Annotated in this window: 22 protein-coding genes; 4 read left to right on the top strand and 18 right to left on the bottom strand. The window is 63.4% G+C overall.

Annotated elements, in window-relative coordinates; genetic code table 11:
- Positions 1-47: 47 nt before the first annotated feature.
- From Q6A47_RS17420 to Q6A47_RS17400, 5 genes are all read right to left on the bottom strand, one after another.
- A complete protein-coding gene (locus Q6A47_RS17420; RefSeq protein WP_304484918.1) occupies positions 48-884 on the bottom strand; it encodes a bifunctional allantoicase/(S)-ureidoglycine aminohydrolase in 837 nt (278 codons plus the stop codon).
- A 154-nt stretch (positions 885-1,038) separates the two neighbouring features.
- Positions 1,039-1,692, bottom strand: a complete 654-nt coding sequence (locus tag Q6A47_RS17415; protein WP_052192037.1) for a hypothetical protein — start codon at positions 1,690-1,692, stop codon at positions 1,039-1,041.
- A 204-nt stretch (positions 1,693-1,896) separates the two neighbouring features.
- Positions 1,897-2,952, bottom strand: a complete 1,056-nt coding sequence (locus Q6A47_RS17410) for a hypothetical protein (RefSeq protein WP_304484957.1) — start codon at positions 2,950-2,952, stop codon at positions 1,897-1,899.
- A 52-nt stretch (positions 2,953-3,004) separates the two neighbouring features.
- On the bottom strand, positions 3,005-3,646 hold the full coding sequence (locus Q6A47_RS17405; RefSeq protein WP_304484917.1) for a LysE family translocator: 642 nt from the start codon (positions 3,644-3,646) through the stop codon (positions 3,005-3,007).
- A gap of 2 nt (positions 3,647-3,648) precedes the next feature.
- Positions 3,649-4,425, bottom strand: coding sequence for a YqcI/YcgG family protein (locus Q6A47_RS17400; protein ID WP_304484916.1), 777 nt, complete (start codon positions 4,423-4,425; stop codon positions 3,649-3,651).
- A gap of 162 nt (positions 4,426-4,587) precedes the next feature.
- Here Q6A47_RS17400 and Q6A47_RS17395 point away from each other — a divergent pair, with 162 nt between their 5' ends.
- Positions 4,588-5,508 carry a LysR substrate-binding domain-containing protein gene (locus Q6A47_RS17395; RefSeq protein WP_039583165.1) on the top strand — a complete coding sequence of 307 codons (921 nt, stop codon included), beginning with the start codon at positions 4,588-4,590 and terminating at the stop codon, positions 5,506-5,508.
- A 26-nt stretch (positions 5,509-5,534) separates the two neighbouring features.
- On the opposite strand, the gene Q6A47_RS17390 is transcribed toward Q6A47_RS17395, so the two are convergent.
- The 9 genes from Q6A47_RS17390 to mqo form a co-directional block, all read right to left on the bottom strand.
- On the bottom strand, positions 5,535-5,999 hold the full coding sequence (locus Q6A47_RS17390; RefSeq protein WP_304484915.1) for a nuclear transport factor 2 family protein: 465 nt from the start codon (positions 5,997-5,999) through the stop codon (positions 5,535-5,537).
- A 142-nt stretch (positions 6,000-6,141) separates the two neighbouring features.
- Entirely contained in the window at positions 6,142-7,323 is a 1,182-nt protein-coding gene (locus Q6A47_RS17385; RefSeq protein WP_304484914.1) for an MFS transporter, read from the bottom strand.
- 75 nt (positions 7,324-7,398) lie between these two features.
- Positions 7,399-8,202 carry a 2,5-didehydrogluconate reductase DkgB gene (dkgB, locus tag Q6A47_RS17380; protein WP_116888201.1) on the bottom strand — a complete coding sequence of 268 codons (804 nt, stop codon included), beginning with the start codon at positions 8,200-8,202 and terminating at the stop codon, positions 7,399-7,401.
- Positions 8,203-8,373: 171 nt separating this feature from the next.
- On the bottom strand, positions 8,374-9,726 hold the full coding sequence (gene pvdM, locus Q6A47_RS17375) for a pyoverdine-tailoring dipeptidase-like protein PvdM (protein WP_304484913.1): 1,353 nt from the start codon (positions 9,724-9,726) through the stop codon (positions 8,374-8,376).
- A gap of 129 nt (positions 9,727-9,855) precedes the next feature.
- Positions 9,856-11,751: a penicillin-binding protein 2 gene (mrdA, locus tag Q6A47_RS17370; protein WP_304484912.1), complete on the bottom strand. Its 1,896-nt coding sequence runs from the start codon at positions 11,749-11,751 to the stop codon at positions 9,856-9,858.
- A gap of 229 nt (positions 11,752-11,980) precedes the next feature.
- On the bottom strand, positions 11,981-14,182 hold the full coding sequence (locus Q6A47_RS17365) for a xanthine dehydrogenase family protein molybdopterin-binding subunit (RefSeq protein WP_304484911.1): 2,202 nt from the start codon (positions 14,180-14,182) through the stop codon (positions 11,981-11,983).
- Positions 14,179-15,180, bottom strand: a complete 1,002-nt coding sequence (locus Q6A47_RS17360) for an FAD binding domain-containing protein (RefSeq protein ID WP_304484910.1) — start codon at positions 15,178-15,180, stop codon at positions 14,179-14,181. Before Q6A47_RS17360 ends, Q6A47_RS17365 begins: the two co-directional genes overlap by 4 nt.
- Positions 15,177-15,683 (bottom strand): (2Fe-2S)-binding protein, encoded by a 507-nt coding sequence (locus Q6A47_RS17355; RefSeq protein ID WP_039577690.1) that lies wholly within the window; start codon positions 15,681-15,683, stop codon positions 15,177-15,179. The genes Q6A47_RS17360 and Q6A47_RS17355 overlap by 4 nt, the downstream gene beginning before the upstream one ends.
- Positions 15,684-15,880: 197 nt before the next feature.
- Complete coding sequence (gene mqo / locus Q6A47_RS17350) at positions 15,881-17,530, bottom strand: malate dehydrogenase (quinone) (protein WP_304484909.1); 1,650 nt, start codon at positions 17,528-17,530, stop codon at positions 15,881-15,883.
- A gap of 298 nt (positions 17,531-17,828) precedes the next feature.
- Between mqo and Q6A47_RS17345 the strand changes: the two genes are divergently transcribed.
- Positions 17,829-18,125, top strand: a complete 297-nt coding sequence (locus Q6A47_RS17345) for a hypothetical protein (RefSeq protein ID WP_304484908.1) — start codon at positions 17,829-17,831, stop codon at positions 18,123-18,125.
- Positions 18,126-18,232: 107 nt separating this feature from the next.
- Positions 18,233-19,342 (top strand): Gfo/Idh/MocA family protein, encoded by a 1,110-nt coding sequence (locus Q6A47_RS17340; protein WP_304484907.1) that lies wholly within the window; start codon positions 18,233-18,235, stop codon positions 19,340-19,342.
- Between the two features lie 46 nt (positions 19,343-19,388).
- Here Q6A47_RS17340 and Q6A47_RS17335 read toward each other — a convergent pair whose 3' ends face one another.
- On the bottom strand, positions 19,389-21,143 hold the full coding sequence (locus Q6A47_RS17335) for a glycoside hydrolase family 15 protein (RefSeq protein ID WP_304484956.1): 1,755 nt from the start codon (positions 21,141-21,143) through the stop codon (positions 19,389-19,391).
- 220 nt (positions 21,144-21,363) lie between these two features.
- Here Q6A47_RS17335 and Q6A47_RS17330 point away from each other — a divergent pair, with 220 nt between their 5' ends.
- Positions 21,364-21,666, top strand: a complete 303-nt coding sequence (locus Q6A47_RS17330) for a DUF6555 family protein (protein WP_116888206.1) — start codon at positions 21,364-21,366, stop codon at positions 21,664-21,666.
- Positions 21,667-21,768: 102 nt separating this feature from the next.
- Here Q6A47_RS17330 and mobA read toward each other — a convergent pair whose 3' ends face one another.
- From mobA to Q6A47_RS17315, 3 genes are all read right to left on the bottom strand, one after another.
- On the bottom strand, positions 21,769-22,344 hold the full coding sequence (mobA, locus tag Q6A47_RS17325; RefSeq protein ID WP_304484906.1) for a molybdenum cofactor guanylyltransferase MobA: 576 nt from the start codon (positions 22,342-22,344) through the stop codon (positions 21,769-21,771).
- Between the two features lie 61 nt (positions 22,345-22,405).
- Entirely contained in the window at positions 22,406-25,510 is a 3,105-nt protein-coding gene (locus tag Q6A47_RS17320; protein WP_304484905.1) for a multidrug efflux RND transporter permease subunit, read from the bottom strand.
- A gap of 11 nt (positions 25,511-25,521) precedes the next feature.
- Entirely contained in the window at positions 25,522-26,691 is a 1,170-nt protein-coding gene (locus Q6A47_RS17315; protein ID WP_304484904.1) for an efflux RND transporter periplasmic adaptor subunit, read from the bottom strand.
- Positions 26,692-26,714: the final 23 nt, after the last annotated feature.

The following is a 26,714-nucleotide window of genomic DNA, read 5'->3' as shown; positions in this document are numbered from 1 at the left end:
ACACCCAACCCCACTCAAGGTGATCGGCCACAAATGGGATCAGTGCGTCAACGCTTCGGGTTCAGCGTCAAGTGCACGTGCCGGTTGACGTCCTTGTACAAGAGGTAGCTGAACGGACCTGGACCGCCGGAGTAGCAGGCCTGTGGGCAGAAGGCGCGTAGCCACATGAAGTCGCCGGCTTCGACCTCTACCCAGTCTTGGTTCAGGCGATACACCGCTTTACCTTCCAGCACATACAATCCGTGCTCCATCACGTGGGTTTCGGCGAACGGAATCACGCCGCCGGGTTGGAACGTGACGATGTTGACGTGCATGTCATGACGCATGTCAGCCATGTCGACGAAGCGCGTAGTCACCCAGCGGCCTTCGGTTCCTGGCATTTCGATGACGGTCGCGTTGTCACGGTGGGTGACGAAGGATTCAGGCGTGGCTAGGCCCTCAACCTTTTGATAGTGCTTGCGCAGCCAGTGGAAGGTGACGTTGGCCTTGCTGTTGTTACGTAGGCTCCAGTCAGCACCGGGGGCGAGAAACGCGTAGCCACCGGGCACCAAGGTATGGTGTTTGCCTTCGACGGTGATGTCGATTTCGCCTTCTACGACAAACACCACCGCTTCGGCATTGGGGTCCAGCTCGGGCCGCTCGCTGCCGCCTTCAGGGGCGACTTCGACAATGTACTGTGAAAAGGTTTCGGCAAAGCCGGTCAGCGGTCGGGCAATGACCCACATGCGCATCTTGTCCCAGAACGGCAGATGGCTGGTGACGATGTCACGCATCACACCCTTTGGGATGACGGCATAGGCTTCGGTGAACATGGCACGGTCAGTCAGCAACTCGGTCTGAGCCGGGTGCCCTCCGTGAGGGGCGAAGTAGGAGTGATTCGACATGGACGGTCTCGATTTGTTGTTCTGCCCCGTGCCGTAAGCCGCACCGTCCGGTGCGCCGCAGGGGATGCGAGGCCAGCATAGGGCGCGTCCGAGGCTATCCACAAATTAAATGTTGGAATAATCGGCATTCATCTTTCAAATGCAATTTCCGCTCTCAGCGATTGCTGGTCAGACGCTGTTGAGCGGCCACGCATCCGTTGATCTCCACGGCTTTCTGCAGCATGGCCTGACTGCGTTGTGGGTCGAGCTCGCCAAGCAACCGGTAGACTTCTGCCTGGTAGTCACGTTGACGTCCCCACTGCAGCTCCAGTCCCTGCGGGCGGTTGCGGTTGCATGCCAGGCGCGGGGCGGGTTGAGGATAGTAGGGGGCATAAAGGGTGGCCATGCCTGCAATGGCCTCCAGAGCATCTTGGTAGGCAGGGCTGGTACTGAACGCAGGGCACCAGTTGGCGATGGCCGTGGCCGGTGGAGCGAAGCCCTGCCGAAGGCTGGATTCGAGCAAAGGGCAAGCCGCCTCGGCGATTTTTCCGGCTGGCAGGTAGGTCATGTAATACAACGCCAAGCGATACTGGGCAACCGGATGACCCAGTTCGACTGACTTCTCCAGTAGTGCGACCGCGCTCGGTAGCGTGCGCGCCATGGCCTGGCCCTGCCGGCTGAGCTCTGGGTCGCGCAGGTCGGCAGTGCGCAGCGGACTGGCGCTGTCATTTTCTGCGTCGGCCTGCTCCAGCAATGGCAAGGCCTGGCGGTAGAGAAGATCGGCGTGAGGGTCGATGCGCACTTCAAGCGCCAAGGCCGCAACCGGCATCAGCGTTGCGAGCAGTCCCGAGAAAAAGACAGCTCGACTCACAAATACGCCTCGCGGGTAAGCGCGGGGCACTGGAGCAGGACCAGCGCGGAATTCAGTGCTTGGGAGTTCATGGCGAGTACGCGTTTGCCTCGAGCGACCGGGAGCGGTGACGGGCTATTCTAGCCATCACCGGGTGCTTGTCGAAAGGGCCGCGAACAGTAATCAGACGAGCTTGAAGGGCGAAGCCTTGCGGCTGGCGTATTTTTCCTGCGCCAAGCCGAGCTTGGCGGTGATGACTTTGGCGAGTGCATTGTTGCCGAGGTCGTTGAGATGCAGACGGTCGATGAACAGATCCTGGCCGAATACGGGTGAGCTGCTGAGCATGCCATTCATGTCATAGCAAGGCACTGGCTCCGCCTGGCTTTTTATCCGCCGGAAAAAAATCGAATGCAGATGATCGTCGTACACGCCGTCCAGCAACCGATCGTAATGGTCCGACCGTTGGAGCAGCAGGTTCAGCATTGCCTGTTCTCCAGGCGGTAGTTTTTCTCTACACCATGGAAGCAGCGGCTGCAGGATGAAGGTCAGCGAGGTATGGCTGTCAGCGAGCAAGCGATCCCATTGCAGCAACGTGCGGCCAATGCGATCGGCGGCGCGGATCAAGCGCTTTTCAGGTGACGATAATACCGGTGGCGGTAGGGGCTGCTGACGGCGCCGGAAAAGGCGCTGCAGCCAATGCGGCCACGGCGAGCGGTGTGTTGTCGCCTGCTGTGGGTGCTTATTTGAGGTTCGGTGTTCGGGCGCATCGACACGCAGGTTCGCTTGCTGATCGTCAGCAAGCATTTCGCACATGCCCTCGTGCGCCAGGGTATTGAGTCCGCTCAGGATCACCACATGACCGATTCGCCCCAGTCGATGTTGGTGGCTCAGGAACAGCAGTAACTCCTGGGTGGCGTCTAACCCGCAGCCTGCCAGGCTCAGCCACACCTCGCCGGTCAGCAGGGCCAGGCAGGAGGCCACCGTCTGCTGGTCGGAACTCGCGCCGATTCCCAATGCGGTCGAGCCGCCCACCAGCAGGTTGACGCGTGCCGAGCCGCCACGCTCGGCCAGGGAATAGCGCTTGCCGCCGAGGTGACTGTAGCGCACACCCAGCGCATCGGTATTGATGATGTCCGAGCGATAGCCTCGTTCATGAACGTAGAGCGTGAGGGGGGCACGGCGTCCGCCCAGCAGCAGGAAGCGCTGATAGTCTTCGCGCAGCGCCTGGCCGCAGTTCATCTCCAGCGTGTGGTCGATCGGTGCCATAGGCGCTCCTATGGGCCGGGCCTGTTCAGCCGGCCAGCTCCCTGAGGTTGTACAGCAGGCCGCCTGCAGCAATCAGCAGCAGCGCGATGCCTGAGGCCAGGCTGATCATCCGGCTGCTGCGCTGCGAGGCGATCTTGCCGATCGCGAAGATGTACAGGCTCAGCACGGCAAAATCGATGGCAATCCACAGCAGCGACAGCACCACCATGCTTTTTCCGAACGACTCGGTGATCTGGATGAACTGCGGAAAGAAGGCAATGAAGAAGATGATGTCCTTCGGGTTGGAGATGCCGACCATGAAACCCTGCAATAACCCGCCGCGGCCTCCACTCGTCGCCATCGCGCTCTGTTCGGCAGCAGCAGCGGAGCTCGCTGGAGGCTTGAGGGCCTCGCGCAAGGTGCCCGAGGCGATGTAGCCGATGAACAGGCAGCCCAGCAGGCTCATGCCGCTGAGCCAGGCCTTGTCGATGGCCGCGCTGGTCATGATGATCCAGGCGGCGGCGCCAATCAGTACCAGCGATGCCCAATTGGTACCTACTGCCGTGAATAGTGCCTTGCGTGCGCCTGCCGCGGCAGCGGTGTTGACGACCAACGCCACTACTGGGCCAGGGGTGGCGATCAGCAGCAAGACGGTCAAGGCATAGGTGGCGGTCAGTGCGGTATTCACGTTCAGTTCTCGATATTGTGTTCGATAGGGGTGTCAGGATTGAAAGGGCAGCGCGCGGGGTTGAGTGAGCCGGTTTCCTGGAGTTGGTACTGCGTCCATTCGTAGTTGTCGGGCTCGCCGAAGAACCCCAGGCTCTGGGGCACTGGCCCATCGTTGTAGCGCGCGACCCGTTCGCGGATTCGAGCGCGAATCCGTTGCCCGCTCTGGGTCGTGGCGCTGGCCACCTCGTCGAAACTTTCACGCGGATTGATCACGAAAACGATGCTATGGCCCAAATTGCGGCTTTTCATCTGCCGGTGAGCCGGAAAGCTCATGTTGATGAACAGCGGCATGCTGGCGAAGCAGAACGACCATTGCGTGTCGTGAGGATCACGTGGCACGTCCTGGGGCCAGGGATGAGGGTCGCGAGCGTGCACTTGCTGCAGAATCTTCCACGCAAGCGCCTGCTGTTCTGCCAACGTGCCGTGTTCGCGGGTTTCGAGAAACACCAGCAGTGGACAGCCGATCCGCTGCTTGAGTGGGATCGGCGTAATGGTCTGTACGTAGTCGGCCAGCCCGCGAGCGATATCGTTGGCCGGATCCTCGGCGCGGGCGAACAGGATATGGCAGGTGCCGGCGGCCACCGCCTTGCGTCCGAACAGGCAGGGAAAGCCAGGGTTGGCAAGAATGGCTTTGAAGTGTTGCAACGTGGTGTACGTCCAATGCTGTTTGCTCTGGACATGTTCGTCGGCCAGCTCTAGCGCATCCAGGCGATAGCAGTTTCCATAACCCGTAAACATGTTTTCCCCGGAAGAATGCTATGAAGTGGTTTTTCTGCCTTATCGCGGCGTATTGGCTGAATGTAATTGTTATTTACCTGCATTTTCTGGAAGCAGGACTCGGTTGTAAAACGCCTGGAACTATGAGTAACTATTAGTTTCACTCATGGTTTGGCGGCGAAGATGTCAGAACGGATTCAGGCTTTGCACGCTTTGCGTGCCTTCGAGGTGGCCTCGCGCTACGGATCGTTCACCCGTGCAGCGCAAGAGCTGGCATTGACCCAGGGTGCCGTCAGCCACCACATCAAGACCTTAGAGGCCTTGTTCGGCTGCGACCTGTTCGAGCGCCGAGGCCCCAAGCTGCGCCTTACCGAGCACGGCCGTCTGCTGGCCCAAGAGCTCAAGGTCGGGTTCAAGATCATCGAGAACGCCTGTGCGTTGTTGCGTCAGGACCGCTACGGCCTGCGCTTGAAGGCCGCATCGACCCTCACCGTGCGCTGGTTGCTCAGGGCGGTGGACAGCTTCAAGAGGGCCGACGACAGTTGCAGCGTGCAACTCTCCAGCGTGTGGATGGATATCGACACGGTGGATTTCTATTCCGAGCCCTATGACTGCGCCATCCTGCTGGGCAATGGCCGCTTTGCAGCCGACGTCGAAAGCGTGAAGCTGTTCGACGAATGGCTGATTCCCGTGTGTCATCCGGACTATCTGAGCGACGCGGCACCGCCCTTGTCGGTGCTGCGCGAATGTGAGTTCCTGCACCCGTCGTCCGACCGCCGCGATTGGCGCCGCTGGCTGGCGCGGGTGGATGCCCCGGACATCAGCATCGACCAAGGCCAGGTGTTCGATACCTTGGACCAGGGCATCTCCGCTGCCCAGCAAGGGTTGGGGATTTCGGTGGTCGATCTGGTACTGGCCAGCGCCGACCTTGATGCCGGGCGCCTGATCACCCCGTTCAGGCAGGCGGTGTCGACGGGTGACGGCTATTACATGACTTGGCTCAAGGCCAGCCCCAAAGCCAAGCAGATGGCCAAGTTGCGCGATTTTCTCATCGGTCAGGTGCCGCCTCTGGCATTGAAGGACATCACCTACCTGTATGGCTGATCCGTCCCTGGATCGTGGCACTGACCTCAGAAGCCGAAATGGCTCAGGCCTGGGTGATCGTCCGGTCGGCGCCCCAGTGGCCAGCGGAATTGGCGTTCTTCTTCGTTGATTGGCATCTCGTTGATGCTGGCGTGGCGATGCTGCATCAGGCCATCGGGTGCGAACTCCCAATTTTCATTCCCGTAGGCCCGATACCACTGGCCGCTGTCGTCGCGGTATTCGTAGGCATAGCGCACCGCGATGCGGTTGTCGGTAAAGGCCCAGAGCTCCTTGATCAGGCGGTAGTCATGCTCGCGGTTCCACTTGCGGGTGAGAAAAGCCTGAGCCTCGTCGCGATTACTGACGAAATCGACCCGATTGCGCCAGCGGGTGTCGAGCGTGTAGGCCAGGGCGACCTTTGCCGGATCGCGGCTGTTCCAGCCGTCTTCGGCCAGGCGGACTTTCTCGATAGCGGTTTCACGGCTGAACGGTGGCAGGGGTGGACGGGACATGGCGAAATTCCTCTGAGTGCAGATCGAGTAGGCGACCTGATGGAGTGAAGCCTAAGCCTTCACGGCTAGCACGAGAATCCGCCCGCGTGTCAGTTCATCATTTCGCCGGGCGGAACAATCGCCGATTGTGACCTGTGGTGTGTCAGAGCGCTTCGCCCATTCCCCGTCGCGCTACTTGAGTGCGTCCACCCAGCCACACCAGCAGGAGCGCGCTGGCGGCGAGCAATCCACCGGCCATCGGCACGGCCGCATAGCCAAGGTCCAGACTGATCACCGCGCCGCCCAAGGCCGCGCCGAGAGCGTTACCCAGATTGAACGCGCCGACGTTGATCGACGACGCCAGCCCAGGCGCCTCGGCGGCGGCGGTCATGACCCGCATCTGCAGCGGCGGGACGACGGCGAAGGTGAAGACGCCCCACACCAGCAGCGCCAGCGCCGCACCGATGTGAGTGCCGAGCACCAACGGCATCGACAGCATGATCACCGCCAGAATGGCCAGCACGATGCGCGCGGCACCGTCCAGCGACCAGTCGGCCAGGCGCCCGCCAAGGCTGTTGCCCAGGGTGAAGCCCACGCCGATCAGCACCAGCCCGAGGGTAACGAACGCCGCCGAGGCGCCGGTGAGCGCCGTGAGCACTGGCGCGACATAGGTGTACAGCGTGAACATCGCGCCGGCGCCGAGTACGGTGGTGGCCATGGCCAGCAGCACATTGGCACGGCCGATCACCGCCAGCTCCTTGCGCACAGGCGGCACGCTGCCGCGTTCACCCTTGGGCAGGGCGTACCACAAGGCGGCGATGGCGATGAGGCCCAGCACGGCGGTGCCGGCGAAAGCCATGCGCCAGCCAATCTGCTGGCCGATCCAGGTGGCAGCTGGCACCCCGCCGATATTGGCGATGGTCAGGCCCATGAACATGCTGGCGATGGCGCTGGCCTGCCGTTCCTTGGGCACTACGCTGGCGGCGACCACCGCGCCGAGGCCGAAGAATGCCCCGTGGTTGAGGCTGGTGATCAGGCGGGAGATCAGCAGGGTGTAGTAATCCGGCGACAATGCCGACAGCAGGTTGCCGACGGTGAAGATGCTCATCAGCAGCATCAGCGCCGCGCGCTTGCCGAAGCGGCTGAACAGCAGGGTCATGATCGGCGCGCCGACCATCACACCGATCGCATAGGCGGTGACCAGCATGCCGGCGCTGGGAATGCTGGCGTTGACGCCTTCGGCGATGACCGGCAGCAGGCCCATTGGGGCGAATTCGGTGGTGCCGATGCCGAAGGCGCCGATAGCCAAGGCAAACAAGACACGTTTGGGATGCAGCACGCTCATCGAGAACTCCAGGTGATGGCGGTGGAACGACAAAGGAGGAGGGCGCCGGGCACGCCGGCGCCGAGTGGTACAGGATCAATCCCAGGCAGGCGCCAGTCCCGCCGGGCTGACCTCACGGCCGTTGCGCTCCAGTCCGGCGATGCGCGCCATGTCCTGTTCGTCCAGGCGCAGGTCGCGGGCGAGCAGGTTGCTGGCCAGGTTCTCACGTTTGGTGGAGGAGGGAATGACCGCATAGCCTAGCTGCAAGGCCCAGGCTAGAGCAACTTGAGCGACGCTGGCCTGGTGTTTGCTAGCGATCTCGGCCAGCACCGGATCCTTGAGCACCTTGCCGTAGGCCAGGGTCATGTACGAAGTCACGGCGATGCCCTGCTCGCCGAGGAAATCGGCCAATCGACGGTTTTGCAGATAGGGGCTCAGTTCGATTTGGTTAGTGGCGATTTCGCCCTTGCCGACCACCTCGATGGCCTGACGCGTCAGTTCGATGTTGAAATTGGAAATACCGATCTGTCGGGTCAATCCTGCCCGTTTGGCCTCGGCCAGTGCGGTCATGAATTCACGCAGTTCCACGCCGTTGCCCGGTGCCGGCCAATGGATCAGGGTCAGGTCGACCTGGTCGGTGCGCAGTTTGCTCAAGCTTTCGCGCAGGCTGGGGATCAGCTTGTCGGCAGCGTAATTGTGGGTCCAGATCTTGGTGGTCAGGAACAACTGGTCGCGAGCCACGCCACTCTCGGCGAGAGCCTGGCCGACATCGGCTTCGTTCTTGTAGATCTGCGCGGTATCGATGGCGCGATAGCCCAGTTGCAGGGCCGTCTTGACCGAGTCGATGACGGTTTGACCGGTCAGGCGATAGGTGCCGAGGCCGAAGGCAGGGATAGTCATGCAAGGTGCTCCACGCAAAGGATGATCGAATTCATTCGAGCCGGGAGCAGTGTGAAGGTTGCAGCGCAAATGATTAAGCACGCTGCCAGGCAAGCACTTTTGCGTTCAAATCATCAATCCGACCGTCTGGCCTGACGGGCGCGAAATGCAAGCCCGGCACGGTGAATGCGATCAGGGCTGCGCATCCGCCAGCGGGCGAGCGTCGTTCTGCACCTGCTCCCAGACCCGCAGGAAGTTGCCGGCCCAGAGCTTGGCAATGTCGGTCTCGCTGTAGCCGCGGCTGAGCAGTTCGGCCGTGACGTTGCGGATCTCGCTGACGTCTTTCCAGCCTTCCAGGCCGCCGCCATCGTTGAAGTCCGAACTCAGGCCCACATGGTCGATACCGACCTTCTTGACCGTGTAGTCGATGGCGTCGGCGTACTGCTTGAGCGTCGCCTTGGGCTCTTCTTCGAGAATCGCGTAGAGGCTGCTGGCGTATTCGCCGAAGCGTGATTCGGGCCAGATGGCGATCACTGCATCGCCCGGCATCAACGCGTTGGCCAAGCCTTGCAACGGCTGCAGGTCGAAGCGCGCGCGCAGGGCTTCGAGCTTCTCCAATACCGGCTTGCTCAGCGGTTTGAGGTACTGACCGAAGCCGACTACCTGGATCACGCCGCCGCTGTCCTTGATCAGCTGCATTTCCTTGTCGGACAGGTTGCGCGGAATGTCCACCAGGGCCCGGGGCGCGGAGTGCGAGGCAACGATGGGCGCACGGCTCAGGCGCGCGACCTGCTCCAAAGCCAGGGTGGACATCTGCGACACGTCGATGATCACGCCCAGGTCATTCAGTCGTTTCACCGCCGCTTGGCCCAGCGGCGACAGACCGCCCAGCGCGTCGGCGGTGTCATTGAGAAACGGCAGCGGGCGCGAGGAGTCTGCCCAGTCGTTGTTGCCGGTGTAGCTGAAACCGAACATGCGCATGCCACGTGCCGTCCACAGGTCCAGTTGCGACAGGTCGTGGCCCAGCGGATAGGCGTTCAGCATGCTGATGAAGATCGCGAACTTGCCCTCGCCATTCAAGCGGCGGAAGTCCTCGGGGGTATAGGCAATGCCGACCTGGTTGGGGAAATCGCGAACCATGCCACTGATGATCTTCCAGCGCACCTCTTGCTGCTGCCTGGCCTCGTCGACGAAGCCAGGCGTCGGGCGGTGCGGTGCATTGGGGCCGTTCCAGATCTCGGGCCAGCCAAAGAGGGTCAGGGCCGCGCCGGAGAGCCGACCGCGGTTGGCCTTGACCAGGTCGAACTGACCAGGGCCGTCCTTGTCCACTTCCTCGCCCGTGCTGCCCAGGCTCAGAGGAACGGTGATGTGACTGTCGAACGAGAGCATGTGCTCGTGCAGCGCCTCGGCCTGCTCGACGATCTTCGCCGGGTAGCCGGCAGTGCGGTGTTGCCAGTAGAAATAGCCGGCAGCGCTGCCCAGGGCGACCACCAGGGCCAAGGGCAGGCCGATGTACAGGGCTTTGCGGGAACGGGTCTTGGTCATTGCCATCTCGGTGCAGGACTGATCGCAACCGCCCGGCAGGTGCACGACGTGCCGGGACAGGGTTCGGGTATCAGGTGGACGAATGGCGTCGACGCAGATTTACGTGGCAGGCGGTTGTCGGTGCCAGCCTCAGCCGTGCGGGGTTGCGCGCTTGTCGGGGGTGCCGGCGTACTGCGCCTTGAGATGACCCTGATCGTCCAGCAACCAGGCGTCCATGATCTCGCGCACCACGGGGCCGGCGACCCGGCCGCCAGCTTCGCCGTTCTCGATCATCACCGCCACCACGATCGATGGGTGATCGGCAGGGGCGAAGCCGACGAACAGGGCATTGTCACGGTGCCGCTCCAAGGTCTTGTCGCGGTTGTAGCGCTCGCCCTGGCGGATCGCGACCACCTGCGCCGTGCCGCTCTTGCCAGCGATCCGGTACTGCGCGCCTGCTGCGGCGGCGCGGGCGATGCCCCGCGGGTCGTGCATGACCATCTGCATGCCCTGACTGACCTGGTCCCAGGCGCGCTTGTCGTGCAGCACGATATCGGGCATCGGGTTGGGGTCTACCGGCTTCTCGCCGCCCACCGTCATGGCCAGGTGCGGGCGATGCCACACGCCCTTGCTGGCCAGCAGGCTGGTGGCCTGGGCCAGCTGCAGCGGGGTGACCTGCATGTAGCCCTGGCCGATACCCAGAATCAGCGTCTCGCCCGGGAACCAGGCCTGGCGGCGAGTGGCGCGCTTCCACTGCGCCGACGGCATCAGGCCCGGCGCTTCTTCGAACATGTCCAGCGAGACTTTCTGCCCCAGGCCGAACTCGGCCATGTAGTCGTGCAGGCGATCAATGCCCAGCTTGTGCGCCAGGTCATAAAAGTAGGTGTCGTTGGAACGCATGATGGCGGCGTAGAGGTCCACCCAGCCATCGCCACTGCGGTTCCAGTTGCGGTACTTGTGGTCGTAGTTGGGCAGTTCGTAGTAGCCCGGGTCGAATACCCGGCTGCCGGGGGTGATGACGCCGCTGTCCAGTCCGGCGATGGCCACCTCCGGCTTGACCGTCGAGCCGGGCGCATACAGACCACGCAGCACGCGGTTGAACAGCGGCCGGTCGATGGAGTCGCGCAGGGCTGCGTACTGCTTGAAACTGATGCCTTTGACGAAGAGGTTGGGGTCGAAGCTGGGGTTGCTGACCATGGCCAGCACGTCGCCTGTAGCCGGGTCCAGCGCGACCACCGCGCCACGCCGCTCGCCCAGGGCTTTCTCGGCGGCCTGCTGCAGATGGGCATCGAGGCTCAGCACGATGTCCTGGCCCGGTATCGGGTCATGATGGCGCAACACACGCATCACCCGGCCCTGGGCATTGGTCTCGACTTCTTCGTAGCCCACGTGGCCGTGCAGCTCGTTCTCGTAGAAGCGCTCCACGCCGGTCTTGCCGATCGACTGGGTACCGCGGTACTCGGTGTTATCGAGGCTCTTGGCTTCTTTTTCGTTGATCCGCCCCACGTAGCCCACCGAATGGGCGAAGTGCTCGGCCAACGGGTATTCGCGGATGAACTGTGGCTCGACTTCCAGCCCTGGCAGGCGGAACTGATTGACCGCGATCTGGGCGATTTGCTCCTCGCTCAGACCGACCATCAGGGTCACCGGCTCGAAGGGCTTGCGCCCCCGCCGCAGGTCCTTGTCGAACTGGGCGCGGTCGTCCTCGGACAGGTTCAGCACCTGGGCCAGGGCATCGAGCACGGCCGGGGTCTGGCCGTTGGTGCGCTCACGGGTCAAGGTCAGGTTGAAGCTGGGTTTGTTGTCGGCCAGCACCACACCGTTGCGGTCGTAGATCAGGCCACGTTCCGGGGGAATCGGCAGCACATGCACCCGGTTGTTCTCCGAAACGGCCGACTGCTGGTCATGCTGCAGCACCTGCAACACGTACAGTCTACCCACCAGGACCGCGACCAGGCTCAGGGTCAGCGCGGCGCACACCAACAGGCGGCGGTTGACCAGGCGTTTTTCGGTTTCGTGGTCCTTGAGGGGGATCGGTTGTGGCATGGGGTCTCGGGTGGCGTATCGGTGAGGGCAACGGCGCGGGGTTCGCGATGCTACGCAAGGCCGCGGCGCGTCTCAACCCAAGCTTGCCCTGGGATCACCGTGTCGCAGGGCTGCCGAGCCGCTGTTGAAGGGGTTGTGGAGAACATGAAGATTTATTCATTCGGCCAGATGGAGCGTGGGTTGCGTCCTGCCTCGACGTTGAGAGAAGCAGGGCGCAACCCGCCGCGGTCTACAGCACTTTGTCGAGGGTGATCGGGAACTCGCGCACCCGCTTGCCCGTGGCGTGATAGATGGCGTTGGCAATCGCGGCGGCGACGCCGACCACGCCGATTTCCCCGACGCCCTTGGAGCCGAGCTCATTGACGATGTCGTCTTGCTCCTCGACGAAAATCACCTCGATGTCGCCGATATCGGCGTGCACGGGAATGTGATACTCGGCCAGGTTGTGGTTGAGGACGCGGCCGAGCCCATGGTCGGTTTGGCCTTCCTCGTGCAGCGCCATGCCCAAACCCCACACCACGCCGCCGAGGATCTGGCTACGGGCGGTCTTGGGGTTGACCACGCGACCTGCCGCCACGGCGCTGACCACGCGGGTCACCTTGATCGAGCCCAGATCCTCATCGACAGCGACTTCGACGAAAACGGCCGAGTGGGTCGCGGTGGAAAAGGCCTGGCGCCGACTCCCAGGCTCGGCGTCGATCTGCACTTGCAATACGCCATGCTCGGCGCGTGCAACGATGTCTGCCAGGGCGATGCGCTGGCCGGCGGCGTGCAGATGGCCGTCGGCGAAGCGAATGTCTTCGACCGCCACTGCCGCCAGCGCCGGGTATGCCTGACGCGCGCATTCCAGCACCTTGGCGCGCAACACCAGGCAGGCCTGGCGCACCGCCGAGCCGACCGAGGACACGGTGAACGAGCCGCCTTGCAGGGGCGCGGTGGGCAACGAGGAGTCGCCAAGCTCGAAGGTCACCTCAGCCGTGTCCAGGCCCATGGCGTCGGCCGCGATCTGGGTCATGACGGTGTAGGTGCCGGTGCCAATATCAGTGGTAGCGCTGCTGACCGTCAGATGTCCGGAGGCATCCATCCGGGCTTTGGCGCTGGCTTTCATCTGCATGGCTTCCCACACGCCGGTGGCCATGCCCCAGCCCAGCAATTGCTTGCCGCTGCGCATGCTGCGCGGCTGCGGGTTGCGCTTGGCCCAGCCGAAGCGCTCGGCGCCTTGGTCGTAGCAGGCCAGCAGTTCTTTGCTGGAGTAGGGCTTGCCTTCATTGCCATTGTGCGAGGCAAAGTTGAGCCGTCGCAGCTCCACTGGGTCCAGGTCCGCTGCGCAGGCCAGTTCGTCCATCGCGCATTCCAGCGCGATCATCCCGGATCCGGCCCCAGGGGCACGCATGTCCAGCGGGGTGTAAACGTCCAGGTCCGCCAAGCGATAGCCCAGCGCCACGTTGTCACACTGGTAGAGCATGCCGCTCCATTCCACCAAGTGCTCGGTGAAGTCTTCGAAGCGTGAGGTCTGGCCAATTGCGTCGTGGCCGACCGCCAGTAACTTGCCCCTGCCATCCACACCCAGCCGTACACGCTGCTGAGTCCTTGGGCGATAGCCGAAGGTGAACATCTGCTGGCGGGTGAGGGCGAGTCGCACCGATCGCTTGAGGTGCAGCGCCGCCATCACCGCCAGGGGCAGTTGATATTGAGGTCTCAGACCCGAGCCGAATGCCCCGCCGACGAACGCGGCCAGCACGCGGATACGGTCCTTGGGCAGGCCGAAGACGTTGTGCAAGTATTCTTGGCAGTTCTGCGTGCCTTGGGTCTTGTCGTGGATTTCCAGGGCATCGCCGGATCTGTAGAACACCGTGGAGGCGTGTGGCTCCATCGGGTTGTGGTATTCGTTGGCAGTGACATAAGTAGCGTCCAGCGTGGTGGTCGCAGTGGCATAGGCACCGGCGAAATCACCACGCGGCTCGGGGAGATCGGCCGGCGCTTCGTGGCTGGCTGCAAGCGCACCGAGCAGATCGGTGCGATGGTCATCCTGATCGTACTCCACGGTGACCAACGCCCCGGCATGCCGGGCGAGCTCCAGCGTGTCGGCCACCACCAGCGCGATCGGCTGGCCGCTGTACAGGACCTTGTCGTTGTACAGCGGACGGAAAGGGGACCCGTCGGCCGAGTCGTCATCGCTGTAATCATCGTCGTAACTGGAGACATGGGGTCTGTTCAGGTGGTGCAGCACGGCAATCACGCCAGGCACCTGCAGGGCGGCGGCGATGTCAATTGCGCGGATACGGCCGCTGGCGATGGTGCTCGACACCACACTGGCATGCAGCAGGCCGTCTTCGTGGTACTCGCCGGCATAGCGCGCCTGGCCGGTGACCTTGGCCACGCCATCGACGCGGTCCAAGGGCTTGCCCATGGCGGAGGTAAAAGTGTTCATGGGGTGTTTCCTCCGTGCGGGGCACCAAGCGCTGCTTCGGTCAAGGCGCGAATGATCGCGCGCTCGGCCAGTTCGACTTTGAAGCCGTTGTGATCGAGCGGGACGGCGTCTTCGAGGACCAGCTTGGCCACTCGGGCGAAGAGTGCTGGCGAGACGGTCTGTCCCTGCATCAACGCCTCAGCCGCCTCGTTGCGCCAGGGCTTGTGCGCCACGCCACCGAGTGCCAGGCGCGCTTGCTGGATGACGTCGCCGCGCAACTCCAGTGCCGCTGCGACCGATACCAAGGCAAAGGCATAGGACGCCCGGTCACGAATCTTCAGGTAGCGGGCGTGTTCGGCGAACCGCGCCGGGGGCAGCTCGATGGCGGTGATCAGTTCATCGTCGTCGAGTTGATTGTCACGCTCAGGTGCATCGCCGGGCAGACGGTGGAAATCCTTGAAGGCGACGCAGCGCGTGCCGCGAAGACTCTGCACGTGCACCACGGCCTCCAGCGCCGCCAGGGCCACGCACATGTCCGAAGGGTGAGTCGCAACGCACGCTTCGCTGGCACCGAGGATGGCGTGAATACGGTTCAGGCCTGTGCGCGCCGGGCAGCCGCTGCCGGGTTCGCGTTTGTTGCAGGGCGTGCCGGTGTCATAGAAGTAGTAGCACCGGGTGCGTTGCAACAGGTTGCCGCCGGTGCTGGCCATGTTGCGCAACTGCGGCGAAGCGCCGGCCAGGATGGCTTCGGACAGCAACGGGTAGTCCCGCTCGATCAGCGGATGCCAGGCCAGGTCGGCGTTGCTCACTAGAGCGCCGATCAGCACGCCACCGTCGGCGGTGGACTGCACGCTGTCCAGGCCCAGGCCGGAAAGATCGATCAGGCGTTCGGGACGCTCGATGTTTTCCTTCATCAGGTCGACCAGGTTGGTGCCGCCAGCGATGAAGCGTGCGCCCGGCCCGACACTGTTCAGGGCCTCGGCGATGGAGGTGGGGTGCTGATAGCTGAAGGGCGTCATTCACTCACCTCGCGCATCTGCGGCAGGGCTTCTTCGACCGCCGCGATGATGTTGCTGTAAGCCCCGCAGCGGCACAGGTTGCCGCTCATGTGCTCGCGGATGGCCTCCCGGGTATGGGCACGGCCTTCGCGGGCCAGTCCGACCGCCGAGCAGATCTGCCCAGGCGTGCAGTAGCCGCACTGGAACGCGTCCTGCTTGATGAAGGCGCGTTGCAGGGGATGCAACGTATCGCCGTCAGCCAACCCCTCGATGGTGACCAAATCGGCCCCCTCGCAGCGGATCGCCAAGGTCAGGCAGGCGTTGACTCGCTTGCCGTCGCGCAACACGGTACAGGCGCCGCACTGGCCATGGTCACAGCCCTTCTTCGACCCCGTCAGGTCAAGCTGTTCGCGCAGCAGGTCCAGCAGCGTAGTCCAGGGATGCACCTGTACGGTAAGGGCCTGACCGTTGACGGTCAGGGAAACGGGGTGCGCCGCAGCGCCCTCGACAGAGGTGGCATTCATGGAAATTCCTCACGGTTACGGTCGTGCACAGTGGACTGTGTCTCTAAACAGCGACTGACGTGATCCGATGAAGGTTCAGCCTGTTTGCCGGAATGCTGATTGAAGGGGCTGGCGTTGAACGGGCTTGGCTAAGCCGCAGAAGCGGCTGGAGGGGGCTCCGGCAGCCTGTGCGAGGTCTGCCGGAAAGGTCTCGATACTCAGGGTTTGAGGTCTGGATTGGTGTCTTTGGTGTTTTTCTGACCGATGGGATCGATATCGTCCGGGTTACGCGGGTCCTGGCGCGTGTCGATAGTCGGTGCCGGAGACAGTTCCAGCACCTCGTTGGTGTAGTCCCACTCCTGCTGGACCTTGTCCGGGTGATCGTTCAAGTGCAGACCGTAGGACGGGATGATCTGCTTGATTTTCTGTTGCCATTCGGGTGTGGCGAGCTTGTCCTTGAACACTCGGTTGAGCAGGTCGAGCATGATCGGTGGCGCGGTCGAGGCGCCCGGCGAGGCCCCCAGCAGGCCGGCGATGCTGCCGTCCTTGGAGGCGACCACTTCGGTACCGAGCTTGAGCACACCGCCTTGGTCCGGGTCTTTCTTGATGATCTGCACGCGCTGGCCGGCCTGCCACAGTCGCCAATCTTCCTTCTTGGCATGGGGGAAGTAAGTCTGCAGGGCTTCGAAACGATCGTCGTCGGACTGCATGACTTGGCCGACCAGGTACTTGACCAGGTCGAACTCACGCACCCCGACGCGGACCATGGGCCAGGTGTTGTGCACGCTCATGCTGGCGAACAGGTCGAGTAGCGAACCTTCCTTGAGGAATTTGGTGGAAAAGGTCGCGAACGGCCCGAACAGGATCATGCGCTTGCCGTCCAGTACCCGCGTGTCCAGGTGTGGCACCGACATCGGCGGCGCGCCGGTGGCGGCGATGCCGTAGGCCTTGGCCATGTGGCGCAGGGCGATGGCCGGGTTCTCGGTGACCAGGAACGAGCCGCCCACGGGGAAGCCGGCATAGTCCTTGGCCTCGTCGATGCCTGACTTCTGCAGCAGCGGCAGCGCGGCACCGCCCGCGCCGATGAACAGGAACTTGGCGTCGGTCGACTGGCGGCTGCCGTCCTTGAGGTTCTTGTACGTCACGTGCCACGAGCCGTCGTCGTTGCGGGTGATGTCCTGGACCTCGCTGGACAGTTTGAGGTCGAAGTTCGGCCGGCTCTGCAGGTAGGCCACGTACTGGCGGGTGATCTCGCCAAAATTGACGTCGGTGCCGATGGGTGTCCAGGTCGCCGCCAGTTTTTGATCGGGGTCGCGACCCTCCATCATCAGCGGCACCCACTTGCGGATCTGCTCGGGGTCCTCGGAGTACTGCATCGGCCGGAACAGGGGGCTGGCCTGCAGCGCTTCGTAACGCTTGCGCAGGAAGCGGATATTGTCGTCGCCCCAGACGAAGCTCATGTGCGGCGTGGAGTTGATGAACGAACGCGGATTTTTAAGTACGCCCTGCTTGACCTGCCAGGCGAGGAACTGGCGGGTGATCTGGAACGACTCGTTGATTTCCACGGCCTTGGTGATATCGATCTTGCCGTCTTTCTCCGGTGTGTAGTTCAGTTCGGCCAAAGCCGAATGGCCGGTGCCGGCGTTGTTCCAGCCGTTGGAGCTTTCCTCGGCGACCTTGTCCAGCCGCTCGATCATCTGCATCGACCAACTCGGCTCCAGTTCGTTGAGCCAGATGGCCAGGGTGGAGCTCATGATGCCACCGCCGACGACCAGCACATCGACCTTGGGTGGATCGGCGGCGTTGGCGGTGGACAGGGCGCAGCCCAGGCTGAGCAGGGCGCAGTTGAGGCGGTTGTTGATCTTCATGTCGGCTCCAGAGAGGCACGCACGCCTCCGATAACGGTGGAACAGTCTTCGAGAAGCCTGACCGGACGTCGGTTCAAAACGTCCGGCCAGGGCCTGCATTGGAGTAGCAGGCGCGTCACCTTGAGGTTGAGAATAGAAGATCGTCGCAGCGCCACGGGAGGCACGGGATGCTGTTGGTCCGCACAGATCGCCAGCACTCGTCTGGAAGGCTATCCTTCGAGCAGATCGCCTGGTGCTTGAGGGGGCCACCCCACATCGGCATGACCTACCATCGAATACACATCAGGGAGGACGCGACATGCTCAAGCGAGGCGATGACTACAAGCGCTGGTGCGACCCAGGCCTCAACCATCAGGTTCACCAGCAAACCCTCGATGACGGCACGTTGCTCGAGGTGCAGACGCGCTTGTCGCGAACCGGCGCTACGCAGTTGTTCATTGGGATCTACGAGGCTGACGGTGCGTGCATCCATGAGCGTGTCTACGACCAAAGGCCTGGCGAAACCACCACGCGTGCATTGCTCTGGGGGCTGGGTCGCGCCCGGCGGCTGGCGCAAGAAGCGCGCAAGCATGGGACTTGGATCATCAATCAGTGAGTCTGCAGGCCTGAGGTTCACCTGGGCCACCCGGTAGATTTTTGGAACTCAGGCCCTGCGCCACTTGCCCACTTCCTTGACAGTCACAGACCACGAGGAGGGGCAAGATGCCCAAGGCAACAGGCAAAGTCCGTTATGGCGTGGTAGCCGGCGGCTCGATTTCCCAGGGTGCGTTCATGCCAGGTATCGGTCAGACCGATAACTCGGTGATCACTGCATTGGTGACGGGTGACCCACCGAAGGCCAGGCTTCTAGCCGAGCGCTACGCGCTCAAGGCCTATGCCTATGAAGAGTACGCCGCGCTCTTGAGCAGCGGTGAAGTGGATGCGGTGTACGTTGCCACGCCGAACTTTCGCCACCGCGAATTCGTGGTTCCAGCGCTCGAAGCGGGCATTCACGTGCTGCTGGAAAAACCCATGGGGGTCAGCGAGGCCGATTGCCAGGCCATGATCGACGCGGCGCAGCGTTCCGGCGCCAAACTGATGATCGCCTACCGCCTGCACTGCGAGCCCGGCACCCTGGACATGGTCGAGCGCGTTCATGCCGGTAACTTCGGTGACCCACGGTTGTTCACGTCGATCTTCACCCAACGCGTCAAACCCAGCAATCATCGCGCGCAAAGCGGTTTCGAGGCCGGTCCTGTGCCTGACATGGGGCCGTACCCGCTGAACATGGTGCGTCAGCTGTTCAATGCCGAACCCATCGAAGTGTCGGCGATCGGCGTGCATTCACCGGGGTCATCGATCAATACCTGGGACACCGTGACGGTGAGCCTGCGCTTCCCCGACGAGCGCCTGGCACAATTCACCGTGAGCTACACCTTGCCCGACAGCGAGCGTTTCCAATTGCTGGGCACCAAGGGCGAGATCGAGGCGTCGCCGTGTTTCGGCTATGGCGAAGGCGTCGCCATCAGCTATCGAGCCACCATCGACGGCGAAACGCGGGTCCACGTCAATCCGGTTGTGGATCAATTCGCTGGTGAAACCGCTTACTTCTCCGATTGCATCCTCAACAACGAGAGTCCGGAGCCCGATGGAGAGGAGGGGCGGCGCGATGTGAGAGTGGTCGCCGCGATCCAGCGAGCCCTGGAGACTGGCCAGGCTCAGCGCCTCGAGCCCCTCGAGCCACGGCCAGTCGCGCGGCGTGCAACGCAACGTCGGGCGTTTCCGTTAGCCAAGGTGCCGCCGATGATCGACACCGAATCGCCCACCGAATGACTGTACCGTCCGAGCGCGCTGCCTGGCGCGCCCGGACCTGCGCGCCTCAGCGCTGGGGGGCGTAGCCGCCAATGGCCAACGCCGCACGCAACGCGGCCAGGTGGGTCAGTCCCTGGGGCAGGTTGCCCAGATAATGCCCCGTACTTGGGTCGACCATTTCCGAATAGATACCCACGCCATGGGCCAGCCCGGATAGCGCCTGGTTGTAAGCCTGCTCGGCACGGCCACGCTGATCGAGTATGGCCCAGGCCTCGATCAGCCAGAACGTGCAAGCGAGAAAACACCCTTCCTCTTGCTCGGCTCCACTGTAGCGATAATGGTAGGCGCCGCTACCCAGTGCCTGCTGCACCGCCTCCAACGTACTGTTCAAACGTGCTCTGGATGGGTAGCCGAAGCGCACTGCCAGGGCGATGGAGGCATCCAGCCGATCGCTGCCGGGGTAGAACAGGTAGGCCTGGTGCTTCTCGCTCCAGCCGTGGGTTTCTATCCATACGTGAATACGCTCCCGCTCGCGCACCCAGCGCTCGCGGCAGGTGGTGGGCAGATGACCGCCATCGGCCAGTTCGATGGCACGGGTCAGAGCTTGCCAACTGCTGACCTTGGACATGGTGTAATGCTGCGGCTCGGGCAGTTCCCAGATACCGGAGTCGGGCAGGCGCCAGCAGTCCGCACATTGATCGGCCAAGTGGGCCAGCGTGGCGGCGCTCACGGCATCAAGGATATTGCCGCTGTCGATGAAACAGCGCGCGGTCTCGAAGATGTCGCCGAACACGCCGTGCTGCAGTTGATCCCGGGCATCGTTGCCGACCACCGGCGGGGAATGCTTGTAGCCGGGCAGGTCGAGGGGGCGGGTGCAGTCGCCCAGCGCACCGTCGAGTGTGTAGAACACCTGCGCCCCATGTTCTTTCACCCGCCGCAACAGCCAGGTGAAGGCGGCCTTGGCTTCGGGCTGGGCGCCGATACCGAGGAAGGCTTCGATGGTGTAGCCGGCATCACGGATCCAGGCGAAGCGGTAGTCGTAGTTCTTCGCACCGCCGATGCGCTCGGGCAACGAGGTGGTGGCCGCAGCCATGATCGAGCCGCTGGGCGAGGACAGCAGCAGCTTGAGCGCCAGGGCATTGCGCACCACCAGGCCCTTGAAAGGGCCATCGTAAACCAGGCTTTGTGACCACTGGCGCCATTCCCGGTCGGAGCCGTCGATGCGCGCATCGATCAGGCTCAACGGGGGCACCACCAGCGGCTCGTCGTGCCCGGCGATTAACGCCACGATGCTGCGCTGGCCTGGGCCGACCGACACCCGGGCGCGCACGCCCATGTCATCCTTGCGCTCGATTTCCGTGCGCGCATCATGCAGGAACAGACCGAGGATATGACCGGCGTGGAACACGCAGCCGTTGTCGTTGGGCGTCAGGTAGGGGCTGATGGTATCGGCCTGGGTGCCGAAGTCGATGGCGATGTCGAACTCGACTTCGCCTTCGACTCCTTCGATACGGCGGGCCAGCTCAGCCCAGGGCAGGCGACCGGCCGGGCCGCTGTTCAAAGACTCGGTGAGTCTGGCGCGACCATTGGCGGTGATGTACAGGGTTTCCAGCACATTGCTGTCAGGTAGATACCGGCGCTGGACGTGGAAAGGTTCGCGTGGCGTGATGGCGAAGAAGCCTCCGGTGGAGGGGGCCAGCAGCCGATCGAACAGGGGGGGAGAGTCCATGTGCGGGACGCACCACCAATCGATCGAACCATCCAGGCCGATCAGCGCCACTGATCGGCCATCGCCCAGGGCAGCGTAGTGCTCGAGCAGCAGCCAGCCACCGCTGTCGCGTTGCGGTTCGCCCTGTTGGCAGGAGTGAGAGTCGATATCGTGCACGCTGTGTCTCCGCTGTAGGTCGTAATCTTGGGACCAAAGGTGCGGCTGCGGAGTTCTGAACGACGCGTTGGCGCTATTGAGTGACCAATCAGTCAAAAAAACGGAATTTTTTGATTCAGTGCCCGCTCCATTAGCCTGAACTGATGAGGAGAGTCCAATGGCAGGACAGCAGTTGTACGTGATCGAGTACGCGCTTCATGGGGAATACCGGACTTTCATCATTCGGCTGGAACGTATGGACAATGCCGCAGCTTGGCACTGGGCAAGCTGCGACGCGGGCGTGGGCATCATTCCCCGGTTTGGCCAGCATTCCATCAAGAAGGTCAGCCGGCCGATGGCTGAGCGCTATGGGCTGTCCGATGTGCGCTGGCGGCCTTCGGGGCAGGGTCCCGAGTTCGTCCCACCACCAGTAGATGTGAAGAGGTTTTCCAGTTCGGGACGCTGTGGGGCCGACGCCTGAGCGATATGAGCGGTGCCCCTGGAGTCGAACCCGCTGCTGTGAGGGCGGTTTCAGCCGCCCTCACGGGACGTTGCCAAAAGCCGTGGCCTGTGCTCGACGTTTTCACGGCTCGAGCAACTGTGGGGTGTTGAAATTGCTCAGGCGAAGGTCGTTTGCAGTACACTCCAAGCCAACTACGCGCTCGTGCTGCAGCGCTTTCTGCAGGCTGCGTTCGCCAGCCTGCCAGGCATGTTCGAGTACCGGGAGCAGTCGACGAGGCAAGACGCTGAACATCGGCTGCCAATAACCGCTCTGACGCACCATCGCGGTGGCCTCTTCGGCCGCCGCGAGCTGGCGCAGGGCGTCGATCAATTCACGGTCGATCAGCGGCGAATCACACGCCAGTACCACCACCCATTCATGACGCACCACCTGCAGGCCGGCGATAACGCCAGCGAGCGGTCCTGGATAATCCCTGTCTTCATCGCCCACGCAGCAGTCGGCGAAGCCGGCATAGAGCTGCTGGTTGCGGTTGCACGAGATCACCACGTCATCGGTGAGCGGCCGAACCACGCGCTGTATGTGCGCCACCAGCGGCTCGCCACGCCAAGGCAGCAAGCCCTTGTCACGCCCGCCCATGCGCTGGCCACGGCCTCCGGCGAGGATCAGAACGGAACAGGGGGGCAGGGCAGCAGGCATTGAAAAGGGCTCCGGACAGTGACTGCCCGGAACCCTCTCATTCAACGCCTGGCTTGTCCAGTCAGGCGTCCGGCTTGGCGCTGCGGTGACCGGCAATACGCATGACCACCACGAAGAACACCGGCACGAACACCACGGCCAGGGTCGCACTGAGCATGCCGCCTATCACGCCGGTGCCAATGGCTTGCTGGCTGGCCGAGCTGGCACCGCTGGCAATGGCCAGCGGCACCACGCCGAGGATGAACGCCAGCGAGGTCATGACGATGGGGCGCAGTCGCAGCTTGGCGGCCTGCATGGCCGCATCGGCGGCGTCCACGCCTTGATCGACCAGGCTCTTGGCGAACTCGATGATCAGGATGGCATTCTTCGCCGACAGACCGATCAGGGTGATCAGGCCGACTTTGAAGAAGACGTCGTTGGGCATGCCGCGCAGGGTCACCGCCAGCACCGCACCCAATACGCCCAACGGCACCACCAGCAGCACCGCCGTAGGGATCGACCAGCTCTCGTAGAGCGCTGCCAGGCACAGGAACACCACCAGCAGCGACAGGGCCAACAGCACAGGTGCCTGGCTACCGGACAAGCGCTCCTGCAAGGACAGACCAGTCCATTCCAGCGCACTGCCGGCGGGCAGCGCATCGACCAGGCGCTGGATTTCCGCCATTGCCTCGCCCGAGCTGTGGCCTGCTGCTGGCTCACCGGAAATCGACACCGCCGGGTAACCGTTGTAGCGCGTCAGTTGCACCGGGCCGCTGAGCCAGCGTGCCTGCACGAAAGCGCCGAGCGGCACCATCTTGCCGCTGGCGTTGCGTACGTGGATCTTCAGCAGATCCTCGACCTGGCTGCGTTGATCGCCCTCGGCTTGAACCACCACGCGTTGCATGCGGCCCTGGTTGGGGAAGTCGTTGACGTAGTTCGAGCCCACGGAAGTGTCGAGCACGGCGCCGATGTCGGCGAAGGACACACCCAGCGCATTGGCCTGACGGCGGTCCACTTCCAGTTGCACCTGCGGGCTCTCGGCCAACGATGCCTCACGTACGTTGGTCAGCACCTTGCTCTTGCGTGCCTGGGCCAGCAGCTCGTCGCGGGCCGCCATGAGACCGGCATGGCCCATGCCGCCGCGGTCCTGCAGGCGGAACTCGAAGCCGGTCGACTCGCCCAGTCCGTCCACCGGCGGCGGCAGCACTGAGTAGGCCACAGCATCCTTGAGCGCCGAGAACGCGATGGTCGCGCGATCGGCGATCGACTGCGCGCTGTCGTCGGCGCCACGCTCGGACCAGTCCTTGAGTGTGGTGAAGGCCAGCGCCGCGTTCTGGCCAGTGCCCGAGAAGCTGAAGCCGAGGATCATGGTGGTGTTGCCCACGCCCGGTTCCTGGGCGTTGTGGGCTTCGATCTGCGCGGCGACCTGTTCGGTACGCATGCGGCTTGCCCCTGGGGGCAACTGGATGTCGGTGATGGTGTAACCCTGGTCCTCGGTGGGCAGGAAGGCGCTGGGTAACTGGCTGAAGCCGTAGCCCAGCACCGCCACCAGCAAACCGTACAGCAGCAGGTAGCGGCCACTGCGGGCCAGGGCGTGGGCGACCCAGCGCTGGTATCCCTGGCTCATGCCCTCGAAGCGGCGATTGAACCAGCCGAAGAAGCCTTTACGCTCATGATGCTCGCCTTTGGCGATGGGCTTGAGCAGGGTCGCGCACAGGGCGGGCGTGAGGCTCAGCGCCAGGAAAGCGGAGAACAGGATCGACACCGCCATCGACAGCGAAAATTGCTGGTAGATCACGCCCACCGAGCCTTTCATGAATGCCATGGGCAGGAATACGGCCACCAGCACCAGGGTGATGCCGATGATCGCGCCGCTGATCTGCCCCATCGCCTTGCGCGTCGCCTCCTTGGGACCTAGACCTTCCTCGGCCATGATCCGCTCGACGTTTTCCACCACCACGATGGCATCATCGACCAGGATGCCGATGGCCAGCACCATGCCGAACAGGGTCAGCACATTGACCGAGAAACCCAGCGCGAGCATCACGGCGAAGGTGCCCATGAGTGCGACTGGCACAACAAGGGTGGGGATCAGGGTGTAACGGATGTTCTGCAGGAACAGGAACATCACCGCGAACACCAGCAGCATCGCTTCGAATAGCGTGCTGATCACCTGCTTGATCGAGACCTTGACGAACGGCGAGGTGTCGTAAGGGATGTCGTATTTGACCCCGGCAGGGAAGTAGCGCGACAGCTCGTCCATCTTCTGCCGCACCAGCGTGGCCGTTTCCATGGCGTTGGCACCCGGGGACAGCTTGACGCTGAACGCGCTGGTCGCCTTGCCGTTCAGGCGCGTGCCGTATTGGTACTCCTGGGCGCCGATCTCGACGCGAGCGACATCGCCAACGGTGACCACCGAGCCATCGGGATTGGCCCGCAGCACGATGGCGGCGAACTCTTCCGGCGTGCTGAGCTGACCCTTGACCACCACGTTGGCGGTGATTTCCTGGGTCGGCCGGGTGGGCAGATCGCCGATGCTGCCAGGCGCCACCTGCGCGTTCTGCGCCGTAATGGCGCTGGCCACGTCCTGAGGCGTGAGGGCGAAGCCGACCAGCTTGGCCGGATCGATCCAGATCCGCATGGCCCGTTCCGAGCCATAGAGCTGGGCCTTGCCGACACCCTTGATGCGGCGGACCTCGTTCATGACGTTGCGCGCCAGCAGATCGCTCAGGGCGATTTCATCGTAGCTGCCGTCTTCGGAGGTGAGGGTGCCGAGCAGCAGAAAGCCGGTTGAGACCTTTTCCACTTGCAGGCCTTGCTGAGTGACCGGTCGCGGCAGACGCGACTCGACCACTTTCAGACGGTTCTGCACATCGACCTGGGCCAGGTCGGGCACCGTGCCTGGCTCGAAGGTGGCGGTGATGGTGGCACTGCCCAGGCTGCTCTGGGATTCGAAATACAGCAGATTATCGGCGCCATTGAGCTCCTGCTCGATGACGCTGACCACGCTCTCATCCATGGTCTGCGCCGAGGCGCCTGGGTACACGGCGTAGATTTCCACCTGCGGCGGCGCGACGTCGGGATACTGGGCGACCGGCAACTGCGGAATGGCCAGCGCGCCGGCGAGCAGGATGAACAAGGCGACCACCCAAGCGAAGATCGGGCGGTCGATGAAGAACTGCGGCATGGGTCAGGCCCTCACTGGCCGGTGTGCTTGACGAGGGGTTGAGCGGACTTGTCGGCGTCGACTTGCACTTGATCTCCGACCTTGACGTGCTGCAGGCCCTCGACCACCACGCGTTCGCCAGGCGTCAGCCCTTCGCTGACGATCCAGCGGTCACCCTGGGCACTGCCCAGGACCACCTGGCGCTCTTCGATACGCTGCTGGTCATCGACCACCAGCACCTTGGGTACGCCGGCGCTGTCGCGCAGAATCGCCCGCTGCGGCACGCTCAGGCCCTTGGGCTGTACCGCCTGCTCCAGTCGCACGCGCACATAGCTGCCGGGCAGCAGGTCCAGGTCTGGATTGGGGAACTCGCTGCGCAAGGTAATCTGGTTGGTGCTCGGGTCGACGCTGATGTCGGAGAACAACAGCTTGCCCGGCAGCGGGTAGGCACTGCCGTCGTCCTGAATCAGCGTGGCGCGGGCCTGGTCGGGGCCGACCTGCTGCAATTCGCCGGCGCGCAGGGCGCGGCGCAAGGCACTGAGGTCGCGGGTCGACTGGGTGACGTCGGCATGGATCGGGTCGAGTTGCTGGATGACGGCCATCCCGGTGGCCTCGCTCTGTCCGACCAGAGCGCCCTCGGTGACCAGGGCGCGGCCGATACGGCCTGAAATCGGTGCGGTGACCGTGGCGTAGCCCAAGTTCAGTCGCGCACGCTCCAGTGCTGCCCTGGCCTCGGCCACCTGGGCACCGCCCTGCAGGAAGGCGGCACGGGCGTTGTCGTATTCCTGACGGCTCACGGCATTTTCTTCGACCAACTGCCGGTAGCGCTGCTCCTGAAGCCGCGCCTGGTACATGGTAGCCTCGGCGCGGGCGAGGGCAGCGCGAGCGCTGTCGTGATCGGCCTTGAACGGTGCCGGGTCGATCAGGAACAGCACATCGCCTTGCTTGACGTCGCTGCCTTCGCGGTACACCCGCTTGAGCACCACGCCGGCGACGCGGGCGCGCACCTCGGCAGTTCTTGGCGCCAGAATACGCCCGCTCAGTTCGGTGCTGATGGCCAGAGCCTGCGGCTGCACGGTCTCGACCCGGACCTGCGGGGCCGCCGCGTCGGTTTCCTGATCGTTGGCATCGTCGCAACCGGCCAGGACCAAGCCCAGCACGGTCAAAAGCGCCAGACGGCGCTTGAAGAAGGGAATAGACATACGGATCTTCCAGATAGGATCGT

Source organism: Pseudomonas boreofloridensis, assembly GCF_030580795.1.
Lineage (GTDB): Bacteria > Pseudomonadota > Gammaproteobacteria > Pseudomonadales > Pseudomonadaceae > Aquipseudomonas > Aquipseudomonas boreofloridensis.
This window is presented reverse-complemented; position numbering and strand designations above follow the sequence as displayed.